Origin of the sequence: Bordetella trematum, assembly GCF_900078335.1 — a bacterium.
GTDB lineage: Bacteria > Pseudomonadota > Gammaproteobacteria > Burkholderiales > Burkholderiaceae_B > Bordetella > Bordetella trematum.
The window spans coordinates 126,701-142,289 of the sequence record NZ_FKBR01000006.1; the positions used below are offsets into that span (position 1 = coordinate 126,701).

The window sequence follows — 15,589 nt, forward strand, 5'->3', positions numbered from 1 at the left end:
GACTATCCCCTCGGCGTGGCGTACACGCCGCGGCCGCTGGCCACCAGTTTGCCGTCCTTGTCGTAGACATGGGCTTCGGCGCTGGAGACCTGCCCGCCGAACTTGATCACCTTGCCGTGGACCCGCAGGTCGCCCGGCTGGGCCGCGCGGTGGTAGTCGACCCGCAAGTCGATGGTGGGCACGCCGCGCCCGGTTTCGGATACCAGCGCCCAGTCGGCGGCCAGGTCCACCAGGGCTGCCAGGATGCCGCCGTGGGTATAGCCTTTGTCCGGATTGACCACCCACTCCTCGCGCCAGCGCGCCAGCAGTTCGATCTCTCCTGGCGCGAGGCGTTCGACCTGCAGGCCCAGCCATTGATGGTAGGGGCCGCGCAGCAGGCGCGCCTGGATGTCGGCGGGGTCGGGAAGATTCGGGTTTGCGCTCATGGATGACACCTCGGGTTCAGGGGTTGACGATGACTTTGCCCAGCACCTCGCGATCGCGGATCAGGGCCAGACCGCGGGCGGCCTCCTCAAGGGGCAGGCGCCGGTCGATCAGCGGCCGGATGCGGCCATCTGCCACCAGATCGAGCAAGGCTTTGAGGTTGTCGTCGTAGAAACTGTTGGAGCCTTTGATGTTCAGCTCGAAGCTCCAGACGTAACGCAGGTCCTCGGCCGGGTCGTGGCCGGCCGTCGCGCCGCAGACCAGCAGCGTGCCGCCGCGCTTGAGGCACTTGAGGGAGGGCCGCCAGGTGTCGCCGCCAGTGAAGTTCACCACCACGTCCACGCCACCCTCGTGGCTGCGCCGCTGGGGCTTGCCGAATTGCTCAATGGCCCACTTGGAGAAATCGGTATCGCGGTAGTTGACGACGTGGTCCGCGCCCAGCGCCTTGAGGGCGTCCAGTTTGGACGGGCTGCCGGCGCAGGCGATGACTTCGGCGCCCAGCATCTTGGCCAGCACCACGCTGGCGGTGCCGACCCCGCCGCTGGCGCCCAGCACCAGCACGCGGTCGCCGGGGCGCACGGTCCGGTGGGTGACCAGCATCCGGTGCGCCGTGCCGTAGGCCACCGGCAGCGCGGCGGCTTCGTCGAACCCCACTTGCTGCGGCAGGGCGATCAACTGGTCCTGGGCCACCCGGCAGTACTCGGCCATGCCGCCGTCGAGCATCTCGCCCATCAGGCCGTGCTTGCGGTTCAGCGGATTGACCAGCACGCGATCGCCTGCCTGCCAGCCGGCAACGCCGGGGCCCACCTCGGCGATCTCGCCGGCCAGGTCCAGGCCGATCACCACCGGCAGCGGCACCTTGATGCCGGGCATGCCCTGCACCGTGAAGACATCGTGATAGTTGAAGGAGGCGGCGCGCACGCGCAGCACGACATGACCTTCATCGGCGCGAGGGCGGGGGTGGTCGGCGACCACCCGCAGTTGTTCCAGGCCGCCGTGCTCGTTGAGCAACAGGGCTTTCATGGTTTGTGACATGACAGACATCCTTAAGTCGGAAGGGAAAGAGGGTCAGCGCAGAGTCTTGGCCTGCTCGTAGGGCGCAGTGAGAAACAATCCCGGCGCCAACTCGCCCTGGATCAGGCCGGCCTGCGCGAATACCTGATGTTGGTGGCGCAGCGTGGTGAGGTCGGCCGGCTCGAAGCTGATGCGGTACATCTGCGGCCATTGCTCGGCGTAGGCCTGGGCGTCGGCCGGCGGCAGGTTGGCGGCGCGGGTAAGGATGGCGGCCACCTCCTGGGGGTGGGCCGCGCCCCAATCGCTGGCCTGACTCAGGGCGGCGATCACGCGGGCCAGCGTGTCCGGATGCGCCTGTGCAAAGTCGCTGCGCACTGCAGCGATGCCGATGTACGGCACGGCCGGGCTGCCGGTCAGGCGCTGCCATTCGCTGGCGAAAGAACCAAGCCGGCGCACCTTCAAGCCGTGGTCGAGCTGGGCCAGCGTGACCGAGCGCAGCGCCGCGGCATCGATCTGGGACTGGGCGAGAAACTGGACCAGGCGGGATTCATTGCCGCCGACCAGCGCAAAATCGCCCGGCTCCAGGCCATGATTGCCCGCCAGCACGGCGCCGGCGATCACCGCCACCGAACTGCCTGCCGGCGACATGCCGATGCGCTTGCCGCGCAGCTGGGAGAGTTCCGTGACAGGGCTGTCGGCGGGCACGACGAACTGCACGTCGGCCGGTTGCGTGGCGGCGAAGACCTGGATCGGCACGCCCTGGGCTGCGCTGCTGAACACGCCCGCGGCCGGCGCGCCGAAGGCCAGATCGATCGCGTTGGCCGCCAGCGCGCGCAGCGGCGCATTCACTTCGGGGAAGCGGACGAACTGGACCTGCAGGCCTTGTTCGGAAAGGAAGGGGGTGGCTTCCAGCACGGCGCCAAAGCCCAGGCTGACGCCGCTGCTCCAGTAACCGATGCGCACCGGCTCGGCGGCGTGCGCCAGGGGAGTCAGGAAAATCAGGGCGAGCGCGGCCGACGCCTTGCGCAGCAGGCGGGTGAGAAACATAGGGGAAACTCCAGTCAGTTCAAGAGGATTGCCAGCGGAACAGGTGGCGCTCCAGGGGTTTGAGTACGCCGGTCTCCAGCGCCAGCATCAGCGCCACCAGCAACAGGGTCCACGCGAAGACCTGGTCGGTCTGCACCAGGTCTGCCGCCTGGCGCAGGCGGTAGCCGATGCCGTCTGAGGCGCCCAGGGTTTCGGCCACCAGCGAGACGCGCCAGCCGAAACCGAACGCCAGGCGGGCGCCCGAGAAGAAGTAGGGCAGGATGGCCGGCAGGTGCACGCGCCAGAGCGTGCGCAGGCGCGAAAATCCCAGCGTGCGGGTCAGCTCCAGCAGTTGCGGGTCCACGTTGCGTGCGCCTTGCCAGACATTGGTGAGGATCAGCGGCATCGCGGTCATGAACACCACGAACACGGTTGCCCCATTGGAAAGCCCGAACCAGATGATGGCGAACACCGCCCAGATGGCCGAGGACACTGTGTTCAACACGGCCAGCACCGGTTCGAACACGCTGGCCAGTCCGCGGCTCGCGCCCAGGGCCAGGCCCAGCGGCGCACCGACCACGGCCGCCAGGCCGAAGCCGGCCAGCACGCGATAGCAGGTCACGCCGACCTCGTTCCAGAATCCTGGCGCCGTCAGCAGCGTCGCCAGGGCCTGACCCACGCGCCGGGGGCCGGGCAGGATGAAGGCCGGCACGCGGCTGGCGGCCCAGGCCCACAGCAACACGAAGGCGGCCAGCAGGCCCAGGCGCGCCAGCCAGAGTGCGGGCCAGCGCAGGGGCGCGGCGGGCCCGGGCAGATTCAGGGTGCGTGTCTTCATGCGCTCACCTGCAGGCGCAGCTGGCGCGTGGTCTCGGTCACGGATGGATCGGTCGGCAGACGAGGCCGGGGCAGATCCAGCGTCCGGGTGTGGGCAATGCGTCCGGGGCGTGGCGCGAGCAGCACTACCTTATCGGCCAGCACCACGGCCTCTTCGACGTCATGGGTGACCATCAGAATGGTGGTGCCGCGCCGGGCCTGGATGGCCAGCAGTTCGGCATGCATCTGGTTGCGGGTGTTCGGGTCGAGCTTGGAGAATGGTTCGTCCATCAGAAGCAACGCCGGATCGGTAACCAGGCTGCGGGCCAGTGCTGCGCGGCTGCGCATGCCGCCGGAGAGCATGTGCGGCCATGCCAGGGCGAAGTCCGCCAGCCCGACCAGCGCGAGCGCCTGGCGAGCGCGCTCCCGGCGCGCGGCTCGCCCCAGCCCCAGGGGCTCCAGCCCGAGGGCGGCATTGTCCAGCACCGACAGCCAGGGCAGCAGACGGTCCTCCTGGAACAGATAGCCCAGGCGCGCGCCGGCCGGCTGCAGCGTGATGCGGCCTTGCTGGAGCGGGCGCAGCCCGGCCACCAGATTCAGCAAGGTTGACTTGCCGCAGCCCGAGGCGCCCAGCAGCGCGACGATTTCGCCCGGCGCCAGTTGCAGATCGATGCCGCGCAGCACCTCATGGGCGCCGAAGTGCTGCGATACGCCGCTCAGGGTCAGGGCGGCGCTCATTGCCAGCTCCCGGGGCCGTGCACGGGCACGGCCGCGCCGGTCTGCGCCAGACTGGCATACAGCTTCTCCAGCGTCATGGCCTGGAACGTCTCGATATGACGGCGCGTGATCTGCTCGACCCGGCGCACGTCGTGGTCGGCAAACGCCTCGATCAAGGCGTTGTGATCGTGCTTGATTTCCGGTTTGGTCTTTTGCACGCCGAAACCCAGGGCCACCAGACGCGACATTTCGTCCAGCAAGATGCTCAGCTGGCGCAGCAGGCGCTGATTGCCGCTGGCCTCGGCGATGGCCAGATGAAAGGCCTTGTTGGCGTCCATGAAGACATCGATCTGGGCCGTCAGCCCAAGCACCGGATGCGGTTCGCGGCAAGCCGCCTCCAGGGCGCGCAGCTGGTCCAGGTCCACCCGGCCGACGGCCAGGCGGGCCGCCAGGGGCTCAAGCTGCACCCGCAGTTGAAAGACTTCCTCGACATCGCGCAGCGTGATGGGTGCGATCTGATGCCCTTTGCGCGGTCGCGAGCGCACCAGCCCCTCCTGGGTCAGCCGGGTCAGGGCCAGGCGGCAACTGGTCTTGCGAATGTCGTAGCGCGCCATCAGCTCCGGCTCCGTGACGAAAGCGCCCGGAGCCAGGCGGCAGGAGATGACATCGCGGCGCAGCCGGCGGTAGGCGTCATCGCCGGCACTGAGGGAAGGGGAGTTAGGGTCGTTCATGCTGCATCTTGAGAAGCCCGGCGAGCGCCTCTGAGCGGCTTGCCGCTGGCGTTTCAACCGTTGATGCAGGCATTCTAGGAAGGCATGGAGCAGGACGAAACGAAGAATGCGGAGTATGGATATACCCGTCTCTGAACGGCCCAGCTGGGCTGCCCAGCGCCGTCGTAACCGCGGCGCAGCGCCGCCTGTCGGGGCGGGGCCGTGTTGCGGGCCTGCGCTGGCGCAGGCGGCCGTCCCGGCGACCGCGGCCAGGGGCCGGCTCGCCGGGGGGGATTGGCAAGCCGGATCTGGCGCCAAACAAAACGCCCCGCCCGGCGGCATGAGCCGAGGGCGGGGCGCAGGTCTGGCCAGCCGGGCGGGCCGCTGGCGGCCCGCGGGCGGCTTAGTCCTGGCGGTCGGTGACTTCGACCAGGTGGTAGCCGAATTGGGTCTTGACCGGGCCCTGGACCTGGTTGACCGGGGCGCTGAACACCACTTCGTCGAATTCGCGCACCATTTCGCCCGGGCCGAAGGTGCCCAGTTCGCCGCCCTGGCGGCTGGAGGGGCAGCTGGAGTTTTCCTTGGCCAGCTGGGCGAAATCGGCGCCGTTTTCGATGGCGGTTTTCAGTTCCTGGGCCTTGGCTTCGGTGGAAACGAGGATATGACGGGCGGAGGCGTGTGCCATGTGAAGCTCCTGGTTGGCGCGGCCGCTGACCGGCGCCGGGTGGGTGAGACGGGCCGCAACCCGCCGGAAACGCTAGTGTAGCCGGGCCTGAGCGCGGTTTCAGGCCGCCGGCGCGTCTTCGTCGAGCAGGCGCGCGGCGCGCGAGGCCGCCACCGAGCCGGCGCGGTGGTAGCCGACCACGCTGGCCACGCTGGCATGTCCGGTCATGGCCATGACGTCGGCCAGGGGCAGGCCTTGCCGTCCGGCCTCGGTGACGAATCCGGCGCGCAGGCTGTGCGCGCTGAAATCCCCCTCCAGCCCGGCCTGGGCGGCGCGCGCCTGCACCATGCGGCGCAGCGCCTCGGCGCCCAATGCCGGGCCGATCTGTCCACCTCGGCTGACTCGCCGGAAAAGCGGACCGGCGCTGATGCCGGCGGCATCCAGCCAGGCATCCAGGGCGCGCGCGGCGCGGCCGACCACCGGCTTGTATACGTCGGCGCGCATCTGGCCCTGCTGGTTGGTCTTGGAGTGGGCCAGCGTGAAGACGTAGCCGTCGGGCGTGGCTTGCAACTGTTCGCAGGTGGCCCCCACGACTTCCGAGCGCCTGCGTCCGCCGCTGGCCCAGGCGAACAGCAACATGGCCCGGTCGCGCAGGCCGATCAGGCTGTCGTCGCAGGTGGCCAGCAGGCGCTCCAGGGGCTCCCGTGTGAGGGCGTCCTTGCCCTGCGGCAGCTCGCCCCGCCGCGCATAGGCGGCGCGGCTGCGCGCCATCAGACTGCGCACGGCGCGGTCGCGGCAGGGGTTGGCCAGCCCCAGGCTCTCGTGGGCTTCGGACAGCACCGCCAGGCGGTGGCGCACGGTTGACAGTTTCAGCGGCCCCAGACCGCGTTTGACCCCGGCCGCCACCAGGGCCTGGTCCACCTCGGGCGGCAGGTCGTGGGCGCGGCGGCTCAGGCCGTCAACCGTGCCGACGTGCTCCAGATGATCCGCCACGAACTGCAGCACCGCCGTCACCGGCAAGGGCAGGGCAAAGGGTTGCTGAAAACGTTCGCGATGCCAGGCGGCCCAGTACCGCAGCGCGGCGCGATAGGCCGCCTGGGTGTTCTTCGAGCTGCCCTCGCGCATCAGGGCGCGCAATGACTCGCCACTGGGCCCCAGGGCTTGCAGCAACGCGGCGGGCGAGGCCGGCAGGCTTGCGGGCGGGGATTCCCCTCCATTCTCCGGGCGTGGGCTTAGATTTCGCTTGGTGTTGTTGTAAAACATATGTAGTATGTATTATTTAATACATCAAACATTCAGTTAGGTCGGATAAATATATATTATCCGCGCTAATAGAGGAAAACCACGTCTTGCGGGATAAACGAATGGCGATTCAACAAGCGGATGTCTGGGAAGCCGCCGATGCGGTGCTGCAAGCCGGCGAGCAACCCACCATCGAGCGGGTGCGGCTGCATCTGGGGCGCGGTTCACCGAATACCGTGGGCCCACACCTGAAGGCCTGGTTCCAGCAACTGGGCCCTCGTCTGATCGCCAGTTCGGGCGTGGGCGAGGCCCCCGATCCGGTACGCGATGCGGCCCAGCGTCTGTGGGCGGTGGCTTGCGAGGCGGCGCAGGCCGAGGCCGCAGCGGCCGCCGCTCAGGCTCAGCGGGCGCTGCAGGCAGAGGCCGAGGCGCTGGTGGGCGAACGCGCCGCGCTGGCTCAGGCCCAAGTGCGGCTGGCCCAGCGCGAAACCGATCTGGAGTCTGCGCTGACGCAGGCCCAGGGGCAGGCTGCGGCCGCCGAAAGCCGTTGCGAGGCGCTCATCGAACAGTTGAGCGAGCGCGAGCGCGCGCTGGAGGCGTTGCGACTGACGCTGGAGCAGGAGCGCCAGCAGGCGCAGCAGGCCCGCGAAGCGGCGCAGGCCGAACGCCAGCAAGGCCAACAGGCATTGGCCCAGGCCATTCAGACGCACCAGCGGGCCAGCGCCGAGCTGGAGCAGGCGCACCGCGAGGCCATGTCGCAGGCCGAAGCGCGTCATGCCAGCCACGAGCGGCGCTGGTTGCTGGACCTGGACGCGCAGCGGCAAGCCCTGCGCCGCACCCAGGAAGAGCTGGAAGAACTGCGGCGCAGCGCCAGCGCGCGCGATGCCGCTCGCGAGGAGGCTTTGCAGGCGGCGCTGCAGGCTGCGCGCGAACTGGAACGCGAGCTGGCGCAACTGCGCGCGACGTCCGCAGGCGAGCTGGCTGTGGCCGAGGCCCAGGCCCAGGCGCAACGCCAGGCCTTCGCGCAGCAGCAGACCGCCCAGGCAGAAAGGCAGGCTGATCTGCAACTGCGTCTGCAGGAGCTGCAGGCCCAGCTGCAGATCAAGGATGGGCAGATCGCCGCCCTGGTGCAGGCGCGCGCGTTGGCGACTCCCTCGTCGATGCCCGCGCCGGTGCCTGACACGCCGGATCAAACCGCATAGCTCCCGCCCCGGATGGCGGCAGTGTGTGGCCGAAGGGAGCCGCTAGCGCCTCACAAGCAGGAGGGTGAACCCGGCCGCGCATACCCCTAGCACGCCCGGCAGCGAGCCCCACGCACTGACCGCTTCCATGCCGGCCCCGATCAGCAGGTAATACACCAGGGCGAACAGCGCACCGGCCAGGCCGCGACAATCGGCATAGGCGGCCAGAGCCGGCCCCAGCAGATTGGGGATGGCCAGCCCGAACGCGGTGATCACCGGCACCATCGCCAGGGCGAAGGCGGTGTTGCCATCCAAGGCCCGCATGGCAAGCGCGCCGCCGGCCAGCAGCAAGGCGGCCAGCCTGAGCAGTTGTGGCTCCGCCCAGCCACGTGCCAGCAGCCGGTTGTTCAGGGCCGCGCCGGCGGCCGCGGCCAGCGCGAGCAAGGCTCCGCTTTCGCCCAGACGCTCGGCTGGCGCCTGCAGGCGCTCGTATAGAAAGGGAGCAAGGGCGAAATAGCTGCCCCAGGCGACGTTCAGCAAGGCCACCATCGCTGCGCGGCGCCACAGCACGCGGTCGGCCAGCATGCGTTGCAACAGCGCGCGCGACAGCGGCGTGCCGGGCCCGGGGCGGGTCTCCGGCAGACTCGCCAGGCTCCAGGCGCACAGCGCGGCGCTGGCCAGCGACAGCGCCAGCAAGGTGCTGCGATAGCCGCCGTGGGCGGCCAGCAGCGCGCCGGCGTACAGACCGATGGCCGGGCTGGCCGACAGCGCCATGCCCAGGTGGGAATAGGCCCGCCGCAATACCGGGCCGTCGTAGAGGTCCCGCACCAAGGTCTGGGGCACCACCGAGCAGGCCGCCGCTGCCAGGCCGGCAATGGCCTGACAGGCCAGCAACCAGGCAAAGCTGGGGGCCAGGAGCGCGCCGGCGCAACACATCGCGCACAGCACCAGCGCCAGGGTCAGGCTGGGCCGGCGCCCGATGCGGTCACTGGCCCAGCCCCACAACAGCACGCCCAGCGCGAAACCGCCCGCATGCACGGCGAACAGACGCGCGGCCTGAGCGGCCGGCAAGGCATAGGCGCTCGCCAGGTCCGGCAGGGCCGGGCTGTAGAAAGCCTGCATCAATTGGGGAAACATCAACAGCGCCGCGCAGGGCGCCAGCAAATGCCAGGGCATGGCATCCTCCGCAAAAATGGACTGCGGCATTCTGGCGCTCAGGCGCTTGTCGGATTATTATGTTTCCGACAATAAACCATAAAAATCGGTCAATCCATGGTCTGGCTGGAACGGCACGCGCAGTTCAACCCCGACGCCTGGCCGGCGCCGGTGCTGGGTATCGCGGCTGCCCTGGGCGATCACGACTCCGGGCTGCACCAGCACGGACGCGGGCAACTGTTGTATACCCGGGCAGGCTCGGCACGCATCACGCTGGCCGATCGCGTTTGTCTGTTGCCGCCGTCGCGCGCGGTATGGATACCGCCTGGCGTGGCCCACCGGGCGCAGATGCGTCAGGTGGTCGATTACCGTTCGCTGTATTTTGTCCCCGGTCTGCCGGGGCTGCCGGCCGAAGTGGCGGTGCTGGCGGTGAGCGATCTGCTGGCCGCCGTGCTGGAGCCCATGGCCCAGGCGCCGCTGGACAGCCCCTGGCACGAGGGGCGCAACGCCCATCTGCTGGCGCTGTGCCTCGATGAGATCGCACGCGCGCCGCAGGAGCCCATGCTGTTGCCCATGCCGCGCGACCGGCGTCTGGCGCGCTGGCTGGATGACGGTCTGCCGCCCACGCTGGGCGAACTGGCCGCGCGCGCCGGCGCCAGCGAACGCACCATCGGGCGCATCATGCAAAAGGAGACGGGCATGGGGTATCAGGCCTGGCGCCAGCAATGGCGGCTGTTGCGCGCCATCGAACTGCTTGCCGAAGGCGTCAGCCTTACGGCGGCCGCCCAGGTATTGGGTTTTGCCGACGCCAGCGCCTTCGGCGCGTTTTTCCGGCAAATGACGGGGAGCACCCCGCGCGCCTATCTGGCCGCGCGCCGCTGAGCGGCGACGGTCGCCTCAGGACTGCGTGCGCACCGGCATGTAGATGCGGGCGTAGCCTTCGCGGATGGCAGCCGTGATCTGATCCAGGCGGCGGCCAATGTGGCGCTCGAGGATGGCCACGGCGGCGGCTTCATTGCGTTCGGCCAGGGCCTGCAGCAATTGCTGGTGCTCCTGCTGGCTGGCCGGCCGTTCCCCGCGCGCCATGTCGATCCAGCGCACGAAGCGGATGCGGGCGTGCACATTGCGCAGCACGCGCAGCATCTCGCCGTTGCCGGCCATGGCGACCAGGCGCTCGTGAAAGGCCTCATCCAGCGCGACCAGCTCCGAGACGGGCCGTTCTCCGGCTTCCGGGCCGGTCGTGGCCAGAAAGGCCATGGCTTCGCCGATCTGGGTTTCGTCGGCGCGCTCCAGCGCCAGCCGCAGGGCGGCGATTTCCAGCGCCTTGCGCAGTTCGTAGAGTTCGAACACTTCCTGCACGTCGAGGTCGCGACAGAAAAAGCCCTTTCCCGGCAGAAAGCGCAGCAGGCCCTCGATGCTCAGGCGATTGAGCGCCTCGCGCAGGGGCGTGCGTGACACGCCCAATGTCTTGGCCAGCGCAACCTCGTTGAGCCGCTCGCCGGGCTTGAACTCATAGTCGATGGCCATGTCGCGGATGCGCAGATAGACTTTGTCGACAATGCTGTCTGTGGCGGCGGTCAAGGGATCTCCGGAGGGCAGGTGGGTCGGTGGCAACAGCGAAAAACCTGCCTGGGGCCGCAAGCGGCGCCAGGGCAAGGCAACAGGGCAGCCATCTTAGTACATTCGTGGTGGACGGTGGCCCGCCAGATCCAGGAAAACGGTCCGGTCGTGTTGCGGCGCAGAAGGGCTGCGATGGCGGCGCATTGACTGAATACATATATAGCATCATCATCTGTATACAGCTAGAGCCAGCCTGTGCGGATGCGCCGGCGCGGCGCCGATTATCCCTTTCCACCCGAACAGGAATTCTCCATGAAAGCCGTCTTCATCGATGCCAATCCGACGCTTGCCGCCGTGGCCCGGCGCCTGCACCAGCCGGGCGACCCGGAACTGGTCATCAACGCGCAGCCCGACATCACGCCGCCGCAGATTCCGGCCGTGCTGGGCGATGCGCAGATCGCGATCATCGACCACACGCATCTGCCGGTGGACATCGCACGCGCCTGCAAGGGCCTGAAGCATGTCGTGTTTCTGGGAACGGGCGCGCGCTCCTATATGGATCCGGAAGCCCTGGCCGAACTGGGCATCGAGGTGCACATCATCAAGGGTTACGGCGATACGGCGGTCGCCGAATGCGCTTTTGCCCTGATGTGGGCCGGCGCCAAGCGGCTCACGCGCATGGATCGCGGCATGCGTGCAGGCAACTGGCTGCGTACCGACGTCATGCAGCTGACCGGCAAGACCCTCGGCCTGATCGGCTTCGGCGGCATCGCCGCCGAACTGGCCCGCCTGGCGCAGGGCGTGGGCATGAAAGTGGTCGCCTGGAACCGCAGCGCCAAATCCCATCCTGGCGTGGAGTTCGTGGATCTGGACACCTTGCTGGCCGACAGCGATGTGGTGTCCCTGCATCTGCTGCTGACCGACGAGACACGCGGTTTTCTGGACGCTGCGCGACTGGCCTCGCTGCGCGATGGCGCCATCCTGATCAATACTGCGCGCGGCGCGCTGGTCGACGAGGCGGCGATGATTGCCGCGCTCAAAAGCGGCAAGCTGGGCCACGCCGGGCTGGATGTTTTCGACGTCGAACCCATGCCCGCGCAGCATCCGCTCTATGAGCTGGACAACGTGACGCTGTCGGCGCACTCGGCGTTCCGTACGCCAGAGGCCAGCGACAACCTGATCCAGGCTGCCTTGAATCATTGCCGCCGGGTCAGCGGCCAGGGGGTCCGGCAATGAGCCGGTCCGCGCCCCTGTCGTCCATCACGCGGCTGGACCAGAACACCCGCCGTGCCCGCGCCGTGGTGCATGGCCAGACCGTCTATCTGGCCGGGCATACGGCCGCTGATCGCAGCCAGGATGCCGCCGGCCAGACCCGCCAGGTGCTGCAAGCGCTGGAGGATTTGCTCGCGCAGGCCGGCAGCGACAAACGCCACCTGCTCGATGTCACCATCTGGCTGTCCAGCATGGATGATTTCGAGGCCATGAACCGTGTCTATGACGCCTGGATCGTCCCAGGGCATGCGCCGGCCCGCCGTTGTGCGGCCATGATGCTGGCCGCGCCCGAGATCCGGGTCGAGATTTCTGCCATTGCGGCAGTCTGACGTCGCCGGGCCGGGGCCGCTCAACGTTGCATCAGGGCCATGAAACCGGCGGCCAGAAGAATCAGCGCGCCCGCCGTGCCATCGACCAGGCGGCGGCGCGCGCTGCTCAGCCCCTGGGCGCCAAGGCGTCCCAGGCCAATCCCGACAAGGGAATAGATCACCGTGCACCACGCCATGAAGACCGCCGACAGCAGCACTGCCTGCACGGTGGAGTCGCCCGATTGCGGATCCATGAACTGCGGCAGGATGGCCAGATAGACCATCATCCCCTTGGGATTGAGCAGCGAAGTCAGCAGGCCTTTGCGCAACGGCCTTTGCGCCTGTGGCGCGGCGGCCTCGAGGGCGCCGGCGCGCAGGCTGGAGCGGCCCAGGAGATAGGCCAGGTAGAGCAGGTAAGCAATGCCTATCCAGCGGATGATCTCGAACAACACGGGCGAAGCGGCCACCAGCGCAGCCAGGCCCAGCGCGACCAGCAAGGAATGCACACCATAGCCGAGCACCACGCCGGCCGTGGCGCGCAGGCCGGCGGCTGTGCCGGCGCCGAGCGCCTGAGAAGCGATGAACAGGATGTCCGGGCCGGGGGTACAGACCAGGGGAATGACGGCTGCCGAAAACAGCAAAAGCGTTGAGAAGTCCATGGCGCAAGCTTATCGGGCCGTGCGCGCAAAGAACTTTTCCATCCTTGCGAAAAAAGGCGTTCATCCGGCAGAATTTCTGCCATGGACGATATCGATAAAAAGATTCTTGCCGAACTGCAGAAAGACGGCCGGCTTTCCCTGACCGATCTGGCCGAGCGCATCGGCCTGAGCCTGTCGCCTTGTCACCGGCGCGTGCGGGCGCTGGAAGAAGCCGGCGTGATCGCCGATTATCGGGCTTTCCTCAATCCCGCCGCCGTGGGGCTGAACTTCTCGGCCATTGTGTTCGTGACCCTGCGGGTGACGGACCGCGCAGCCGTGCAGGGTTTCGAGGAGGCCGTCGCTCAGGTGCCGGAGGTGATCCAGGCACAGCGGCTGTTCGGCGATCCGGACTTCATCCTGCACGTGGTGACCACGGATCTGCAGGCCTACCAGAAACTGTATGACTACAGCCTGTCGCGCTTGCCCAGCGTGCAGCGGCTGACCTCCACGCTGGTGATGAAGAACATCGTCCAGAACCGGCCCCTGCCGCTTTGAGCGCTTGCGGCCTGAGCGCGGGCCGCAAAGCCAACCGCCCGCGCTGAAGCGGGCGGCGGTCTGGGCAGTGCTTTACTGCGAGCTTGCGCCCGAGGATTTGACGATTGCTTCCCATTGGGCCAGTTCGGCCTGTTGGCGGCGAGCCAGTTCCGCCGGCCCGTCATGCATGGCGGTCACGCCCAGTTGCTGGAAGCGGGCCTGCAAGGCGGGCGCGGCCAGCGCGGCTTCGATGGCCTGGTGCAGGCGCGCGATCGCCTCGTCGGGCGTGCCCGCCGGGGCATAGAAGGCCACCCACAGGTCACCGCTGAAGCCCGGGAAGGCCTCCGCGATGGCAGGCACTTCCGGCAGCAGCGGCACGCGCTCGGCGCTGGTCACGCCCAGTGCGCGCAGCTTGCCGGCGCGCACGGCCTCCAGCGCCGAAGGCAGGCTGGCGAACAGCATCGGCACCTGATTGCCCAGCACGTCGGTCATGGCCGGAGCCACGCCCTTGTACGCGATATGCTCCAGCCCGAAGCCGCCGCGCTCGTTGAGCATCTCGCCCAGCAGATGATTGAGCGTGCCGCTGCCGGCCGAGGCGTACTGATACTGGCCGGGGTTGGCCTTGAGCAGCGCAATGAATTCCTTCAGGTCGCGGGCGGGGAAACCCGGGTTCACCACCAGCACGTTGGGGACCACGCCCACGGCGGCAATGGGTTTGAAATCCTGGATCGGGTCAAATCCCGGTTTGGCATAGACCCAGGGCACGATCAGCTGGTTGCTATTGGCCGTGAACAGCAGGTTGTAGCCGTCGTTGCGCTCGCGCTTGGCGGCCTGCGTGCCGACCACGCCGCCGGCGCCGGCCTTGTTGCTGACGATGACTGGCTGGCCCAGCTGGGTAGCTAGTTGTTCGGCCATGATGCGGGCCACGATGTCCACCGTGCCGCCCGGGGCGACCGGGACGGTGACGGTGATGGGGCGGTCCGGATAGTCGGCCGCTGCGGGCAGGGCGGCCATCAGGCCGCAGGCCAGGACGGCCGTCTTGAACAGAGTGGAAATGCGGGTCATGGTGGGCTCCGTGGAAAATTCAGGCGGCAGCACGCGGGCGCCGGTCTATCAAGGGGTGGATCTGTCTTGCCCAGGCAAGCAGGGCGTGATCGGCGCCGGGCCGCGCCACCAGCATCACGCCCAGCGGCAGCCCGCGGGCATCGTGGGTGGTGGGCAGGTGCAGGCAGGGCCAGCCCAGCACCGACCAGGCTTTGTTGAATCCGGACTCGCCGGTATGGGCCAGACCCTCGGGGGCCGGGCCGAGCGCGCCGGCAGTCAGGATCAGGTCGGCGTCGCCGAAGTCCGCCTCCCAGGCATGTGCGCGCCAGGCCTGCAGGCGTGCGTAGGCATGTTCGGTGTCGGCCGGCGCCTGCTTGCGTCCCTGGATGAGGGCCGCCCGCAGGCGCGGCGACAGGGCCGGATGCTCGGCCAACGCAGCCAGGCTGGTGCTCAATTCGTGATGCACCAGCAGACTGTGGCACTGCAACAGTTCGGCGGCCTGCGCCATCGGCGCACCCGGGGCAAGCATCCAGCCGCGGGCCTGCAAGGCGGCGGCCGCCTCCCGCAAGGCTTCGCGGGCGCTGGCGCTCAGGGGATGGCCCGGCAGATCTTCCAGCCAGCGCAAGGCGGGCCGCTTCCCGGCCGGCAGCGGCGCGGCGGGCGGCAGCAGCACCTGGCCGATACGCTGGGCCAGGGCAGCGTCGCGGGCATGCCAGCCGATGACATCGAGGCTGGGGCACATCACGCGCATACCCTGGCGCGATAAGGCGCCGAAACTGGGTTTGAAACCCAGCACGCCGCAGAAAGCGGCCGGCCGGATCATGGAGCCGCCCGTCTGGGTGCCCAGGGCGAAAGGCACCATGCCGGCGGCCACGGCCGCCGCCGATCCGCTGGAGGAGCCCCCGGGAGTGTGCGCCGGATGGGCCGGGTTGCGCGTCGGGCCGGGCCAGACATGGGCGAACTCGGCCGTGACGGTCTTGCCCAGGGGCCGTGCCCCGGCGGCGCGCAGGCGGGCCACGCAATCGGCGTCCGCGGTGGCGGGAGTCGCGTCGCTGGCCGGCGAACCGCAACGGGTGGGCAGGCCAGCCACGTCCAGCACGTCCTTGACGCCGAAATCCAGGCCTGCCAGGGGGCCGCTGGCCGCCGCCTGCGGCGCGGGGTCGAGGCAGACCCAGGCCTGCAGAGAGCGGTCGGCCTGCGCCAGCGCGGGTGCTGCGGCAAAAAGGGAAACGGGCAGGGCGGATGGCGAGGACATGGCTTGCTGCATCAAACGGAGAGACCGCATCTT

The 15,589-nt window shown here is 68.7% G+C and carries 18 protein-coding genes; 5 read left to right on the top strand and 13 right to left on the bottom strand.

Translation table 11 applies throughout. The features are described from left to right. Positions 1 to 2: 2 nt before the first annotated feature. The 8 genes from A7V84_RS01260 to A7V84_RS01295 form a co-directional block, all read right to left on the bottom strand. Positions 3 to 425, bottom strand: coding sequence for a PaaI family thioesterase (locus A7V84_RS01260; RefSeq protein ID WP_025516112.1), 423 nt, complete (start codon positions 423 to 425; stop codon positions 3 to 5). Between the two features lie 16 nt (positions 426 to 441). Further along, positions 442 to 1,446 (bottom strand): zinc-binding dehydrogenase, encoded by a 1,005-nt coding sequence (locus A7V84_RS01265; protein WP_197479215.1) that lies wholly within the window; start codon positions 1,444 to 1,446, stop codon positions 442 to 444. Positions 1,447 to 1,491: 45 nt separating this feature from the next. Continuing rightward, positions 1,492 to 2,484 carry an ABC transporter substrate-binding protein gene (locus A7V84_RS01270; RefSeq protein ID WP_063492282.1) on the bottom strand — a complete coding sequence of 331 codons (993 nt, stop codon included), beginning with the start codon at positions 2,482 to 2,484 and terminating at the stop codon, positions 1,492 to 1,494. A 19-nt stretch (positions 2,485 to 2,503) separates the two neighbouring features. Beyond that, positions 2,504 to 3,298: an ABC transporter permease gene (locus A7V84_RS01275; protein ID WP_052125714.1), complete on the bottom strand. Its 795-nt coding sequence runs from the start codon at positions 3,296 to 3,298 to the stop codon at positions 2,504 to 2,506. Continuing rightward, positions 3,295 to 4,014, bottom strand: coding sequence for an ABC transporter ATP-binding protein (locus A7V84_RS01280; RefSeq protein WP_063492281.1), 720 nt, complete (start codon positions 4,012 to 4,014; stop codon positions 3,295 to 3,297). The genes A7V84_RS01275 and A7V84_RS01280 overlap by 4 nt, the downstream gene beginning before the upstream one ends. Further along, positions 4,011 to 4,724, bottom strand: coding sequence for a GntR family transcriptional regulator (locus tag A7V84_RS01285; protein WP_025516120.1), 714 nt, complete (start codon positions 4,722 to 4,724; stop codon positions 4,011 to 4,013). Before A7V84_RS01285 ends, A7V84_RS01280 begins: the two co-directional genes overlap by 4 nt. 382 nt (positions 4,725 to 5,106) lie before the next feature. Continuing rightward, positions 5,107 to 5,388 carry a peptidylprolyl isomerase gene (locus A7V84_RS01290; protein WP_025516121.1) on the bottom strand — a complete coding sequence of 94 codons (282 nt, stop codon included), beginning with the start codon at positions 5,386 to 5,388 and terminating at the stop codon, positions 5,107 to 5,109. Positions 5,389 to 5,487: 99 nt separating this feature from the next. After that, positions 5,488 to 6,495 (bottom strand): site-specific integrase, encoded by a 1,008-nt coding sequence (locus tag A7V84_RS01295; RefSeq protein ID WP_025516122.1) that lies wholly within the window; start codon positions 6,493 to 6,495, stop codon positions 5,488 to 5,490. 236 nt (positions 6,496 to 6,731) lie between these two features. On the opposite strand from A7V84_RS01295, the gene A7V84_RS01300 reads away from it, so the two are divergent. Continuing rightward, on the top strand, positions 6,732 to 7,811 hold the full coding sequence (locus A7V84_RS01300) for a DNA-binding protein (RefSeq protein ID WP_063492280.1): 1,080 nt from the start codon (positions 6,732 to 6,734) through the stop codon (positions 7,809 to 7,811). Between the two features lie 42 nt (positions 7,812 to 7,853). Here A7V84_RS01300 and A7V84_RS01305 read toward each other — a convergent pair whose 3' ends face one another. Beyond that, positions 7,854 to 8,966 carry an MFS transporter gene (locus tag A7V84_RS01305; RefSeq protein ID WP_025516125.1) on the bottom strand — a complete coding sequence of 371 codons (1,113 nt, stop codon included), beginning with the start codon at positions 8,964 to 8,966 and terminating at the stop codon, positions 7,854 to 7,856. A gap of 96 nt (positions 8,967 to 9,062) precedes the next feature. Here A7V84_RS01305 and A7V84_RS01310 point away from each other — a divergent pair, with 96 nt between their 5' ends. Further along, positions 9,063 to 9,827, top strand: a complete 765-nt coding sequence (locus A7V84_RS01310; protein WP_025516127.1) for an AraC family transcriptional regulator — start codon at positions 9,063 to 9,065, stop codon at positions 9,825 to 9,827. Between the two features lie 15 nt (positions 9,828 to 9,842). On the opposite strand, the gene A7V84_RS01315 is transcribed toward A7V84_RS01310, so the two are convergent. Next, complete coding sequence (locus tag A7V84_RS01315) at positions 9,843 to 10,526, bottom strand: GntR family transcriptional regulator (RefSeq protein WP_025516129.1); 684 nt, start codon at positions 10,524 to 10,526, stop codon at positions 9,843 to 9,845. A gap of 291 nt (positions 10,527 to 10,817) precedes the next feature. On the opposite strand from A7V84_RS01315, the gene A7V84_RS01320 reads away from it, so the two are divergent. Next, on the top strand, positions 10,818 to 11,741 hold the full coding sequence (locus tag A7V84_RS01320; protein WP_033534799.1) for an NAD(P)-dependent oxidoreductase: 924 nt from the start codon (positions 10,818 to 10,820) through the stop codon (positions 11,739 to 11,741). Continuing rightward, positions 11,738 to 12,106, top strand: a complete 369-nt coding sequence (locus tag A7V84_RS01325; protein WP_170283328.1) for a RidA family protein — start codon at positions 11,738 to 11,740, stop codon at positions 12,104 to 12,106. Before A7V84_RS01320 ends, A7V84_RS01325 begins: the two co-directional genes overlap by 4 nt. Positions 12,107 to 12,126: 20 nt before the next feature. Here the strand turns inward: A7V84_RS01325 and A7V84_RS01330 are convergent, their stop codons facing one another. Continuing rightward, positions 12,127 to 12,744, bottom strand: a complete 618-nt coding sequence (locus A7V84_RS01330; protein WP_033534720.1) for a LysE family translocator — start codon at positions 12,742 to 12,744, stop codon at positions 12,127 to 12,129. Between the two features lie 81 nt (positions 12,745 to 12,825). Here A7V84_RS01330 and A7V84_RS01335 point away from each other — a divergent pair, with 81 nt between their 5' ends. Next, the gene (locus A7V84_RS01335; RefSeq protein ID WP_025516136.1) at positions 12,826 to 13,278 is read left to right on the top strand and encodes an Lrp/AsnC family transcriptional regulator; all 453 of its coding nucleotides are present in this window, start codon (positions 12,826 to 12,828) and stop codon (positions 13,276 to 13,278) included. Positions 13,279 to 13,350: 72 nt separating this feature from the next. Here the strand turns inward: A7V84_RS01335 and A7V84_RS01340 are convergent, their stop codons facing one another. Together A7V84_RS01340 and A7V84_RS01345 are read right to left on the bottom strand one after the other, a co-directional pair. Further along, entirely contained in the window at positions 13,351 to 14,322 is a 972-nt protein-coding gene (locus A7V84_RS01340) for a Bug family tripartite tricarboxylate transporter substrate binding protein (protein WP_025516138.1), read from the bottom strand. A gap of 19 nt (positions 14,323 to 14,341) precedes the next feature. Continuing rightward, a complete protein-coding gene (locus A7V84_RS01345) occupies positions 14,342 to 15,556 on the bottom strand; it encodes an amidase (RefSeq protein ID WP_082833080.1) in 1,215 nt (404 codons plus the stop codon). Positions 15,557 to 15,589: the final 33 nt, after the last annotated feature.

Excerpts from the sequence above, each read along its gene's own strand:
- A7V84_RS01265 (WP_197479215.1), bottom strand. The coding sequence starts at position 1,446 with ATGAAAGCCCTGTTGCTCAACGAGCACGGCGGCCTGGAACAACTGCGG.
- A7V84_RS01280 (WP_063492281.1), bottom strand. The coding sequence starts at position 4,014 with ATGAGCGCCGCCCTGACCCTGAGCGGCGTATCGCAGCACTTCGGCGCC.
- A7V84_RS01335 (WP_025516136.1), top strand. The coding sequence starts at position 12,826 with ATGGACGATATCGATAAAAAGATTCTTGCCGAACTGCAGAAAGACGGC.
- A7V84_RS01330 (WP_033534720.1), bottom strand. The coding sequence starts at position 12,744 with ATGGACTTCTCAACGCTTTTGCTGTTTTCGGCAGCCGTCATTCCCCTG.
- A7V84_RS01290 (WP_025516121.1), bottom strand. The coding sequence starts at position 5,388 with ATGGCACACGCCTCCGCCCGTCATATCCTCGTTTCCACCGAAGCCAAG.
- A7V84_RS01320 (WP_033534799.1), top strand. The coding sequence starts at position 10,818 with ATGAAAGCCGTCTTCATCGATGCCAATCCGACGCTTGCCGCCGTGGCC.
- A7V84_RS01345 (WP_082833080.1), bottom strand. The coding sequence starts at position 15,556 with ATGTCCTCGCCATCCGCCCTGCCCGTTTCCCTTTTTGCCGCAGCACCC.
- A7V84_RS01270 (WP_063492282.1), bottom strand. The coding sequence starts at position 2,484 with ATGTTTCTCACCCGCCTGCTGCGCAAGGCGTCGGCCGCGCTCGCCCTG.
- A7V84_RS01285 (WP_025516120.1), bottom strand. The coding sequence starts at position 4,724 with ATGAACGACCCTAACTCCCCTTCCCTCAGTGCCGGCGATGACGCCTAC.
- A7V84_RS01325 (WP_170283328.1), top strand. The coding sequence starts at position 11,738 with ATGAGCCGGTCCGCGCCCCTGTCGTCCATCACGCGGCTGGACCAGAAC.
- A7V84_RS01340 (WP_025516138.1), bottom strand. The coding sequence starts at position 14,322 with ATGACCCGCATTTCCACTCTGTTCAAGACGGCCGTCCTGGCCTGCGGC.
- A7V84_RS01300 (WP_063492280.1), top strand. The coding sequence starts at position 6,732 with ATGGCGATTCAACAAGCGGATGTCTGGGAAGCCGCCGATGCGGTGCTG.
- A7V84_RS01305 (WP_025516125.1), bottom strand. The coding sequence starts at position 8,966 with ATGCCCTGGCATTTGCTGGCGCCCTGCGCGGCGCTGTTGATGTTTCCC.
- A7V84_RS01275 (WP_052125714.1), bottom strand. The coding sequence starts at position 3,298 with ATGAAGACACGCACCCTGAATCTGCCCGGGCCCGCCGCGCCCCTGCGC.
- A7V84_RS01260 (WP_025516112.1), bottom strand. The coding sequence starts at position 425 with ATGAGCGCAAACCCGAATCTTCCCGACCCCGCCGACATCCAGGCGCGC.
- A7V84_RS01310 (WP_025516127.1), top strand. The coding sequence starts at position 9,063 with ATGGTCTGGCTGGAACGGCACGCGCAGTTCAACCCCGACGCCTGGCCG.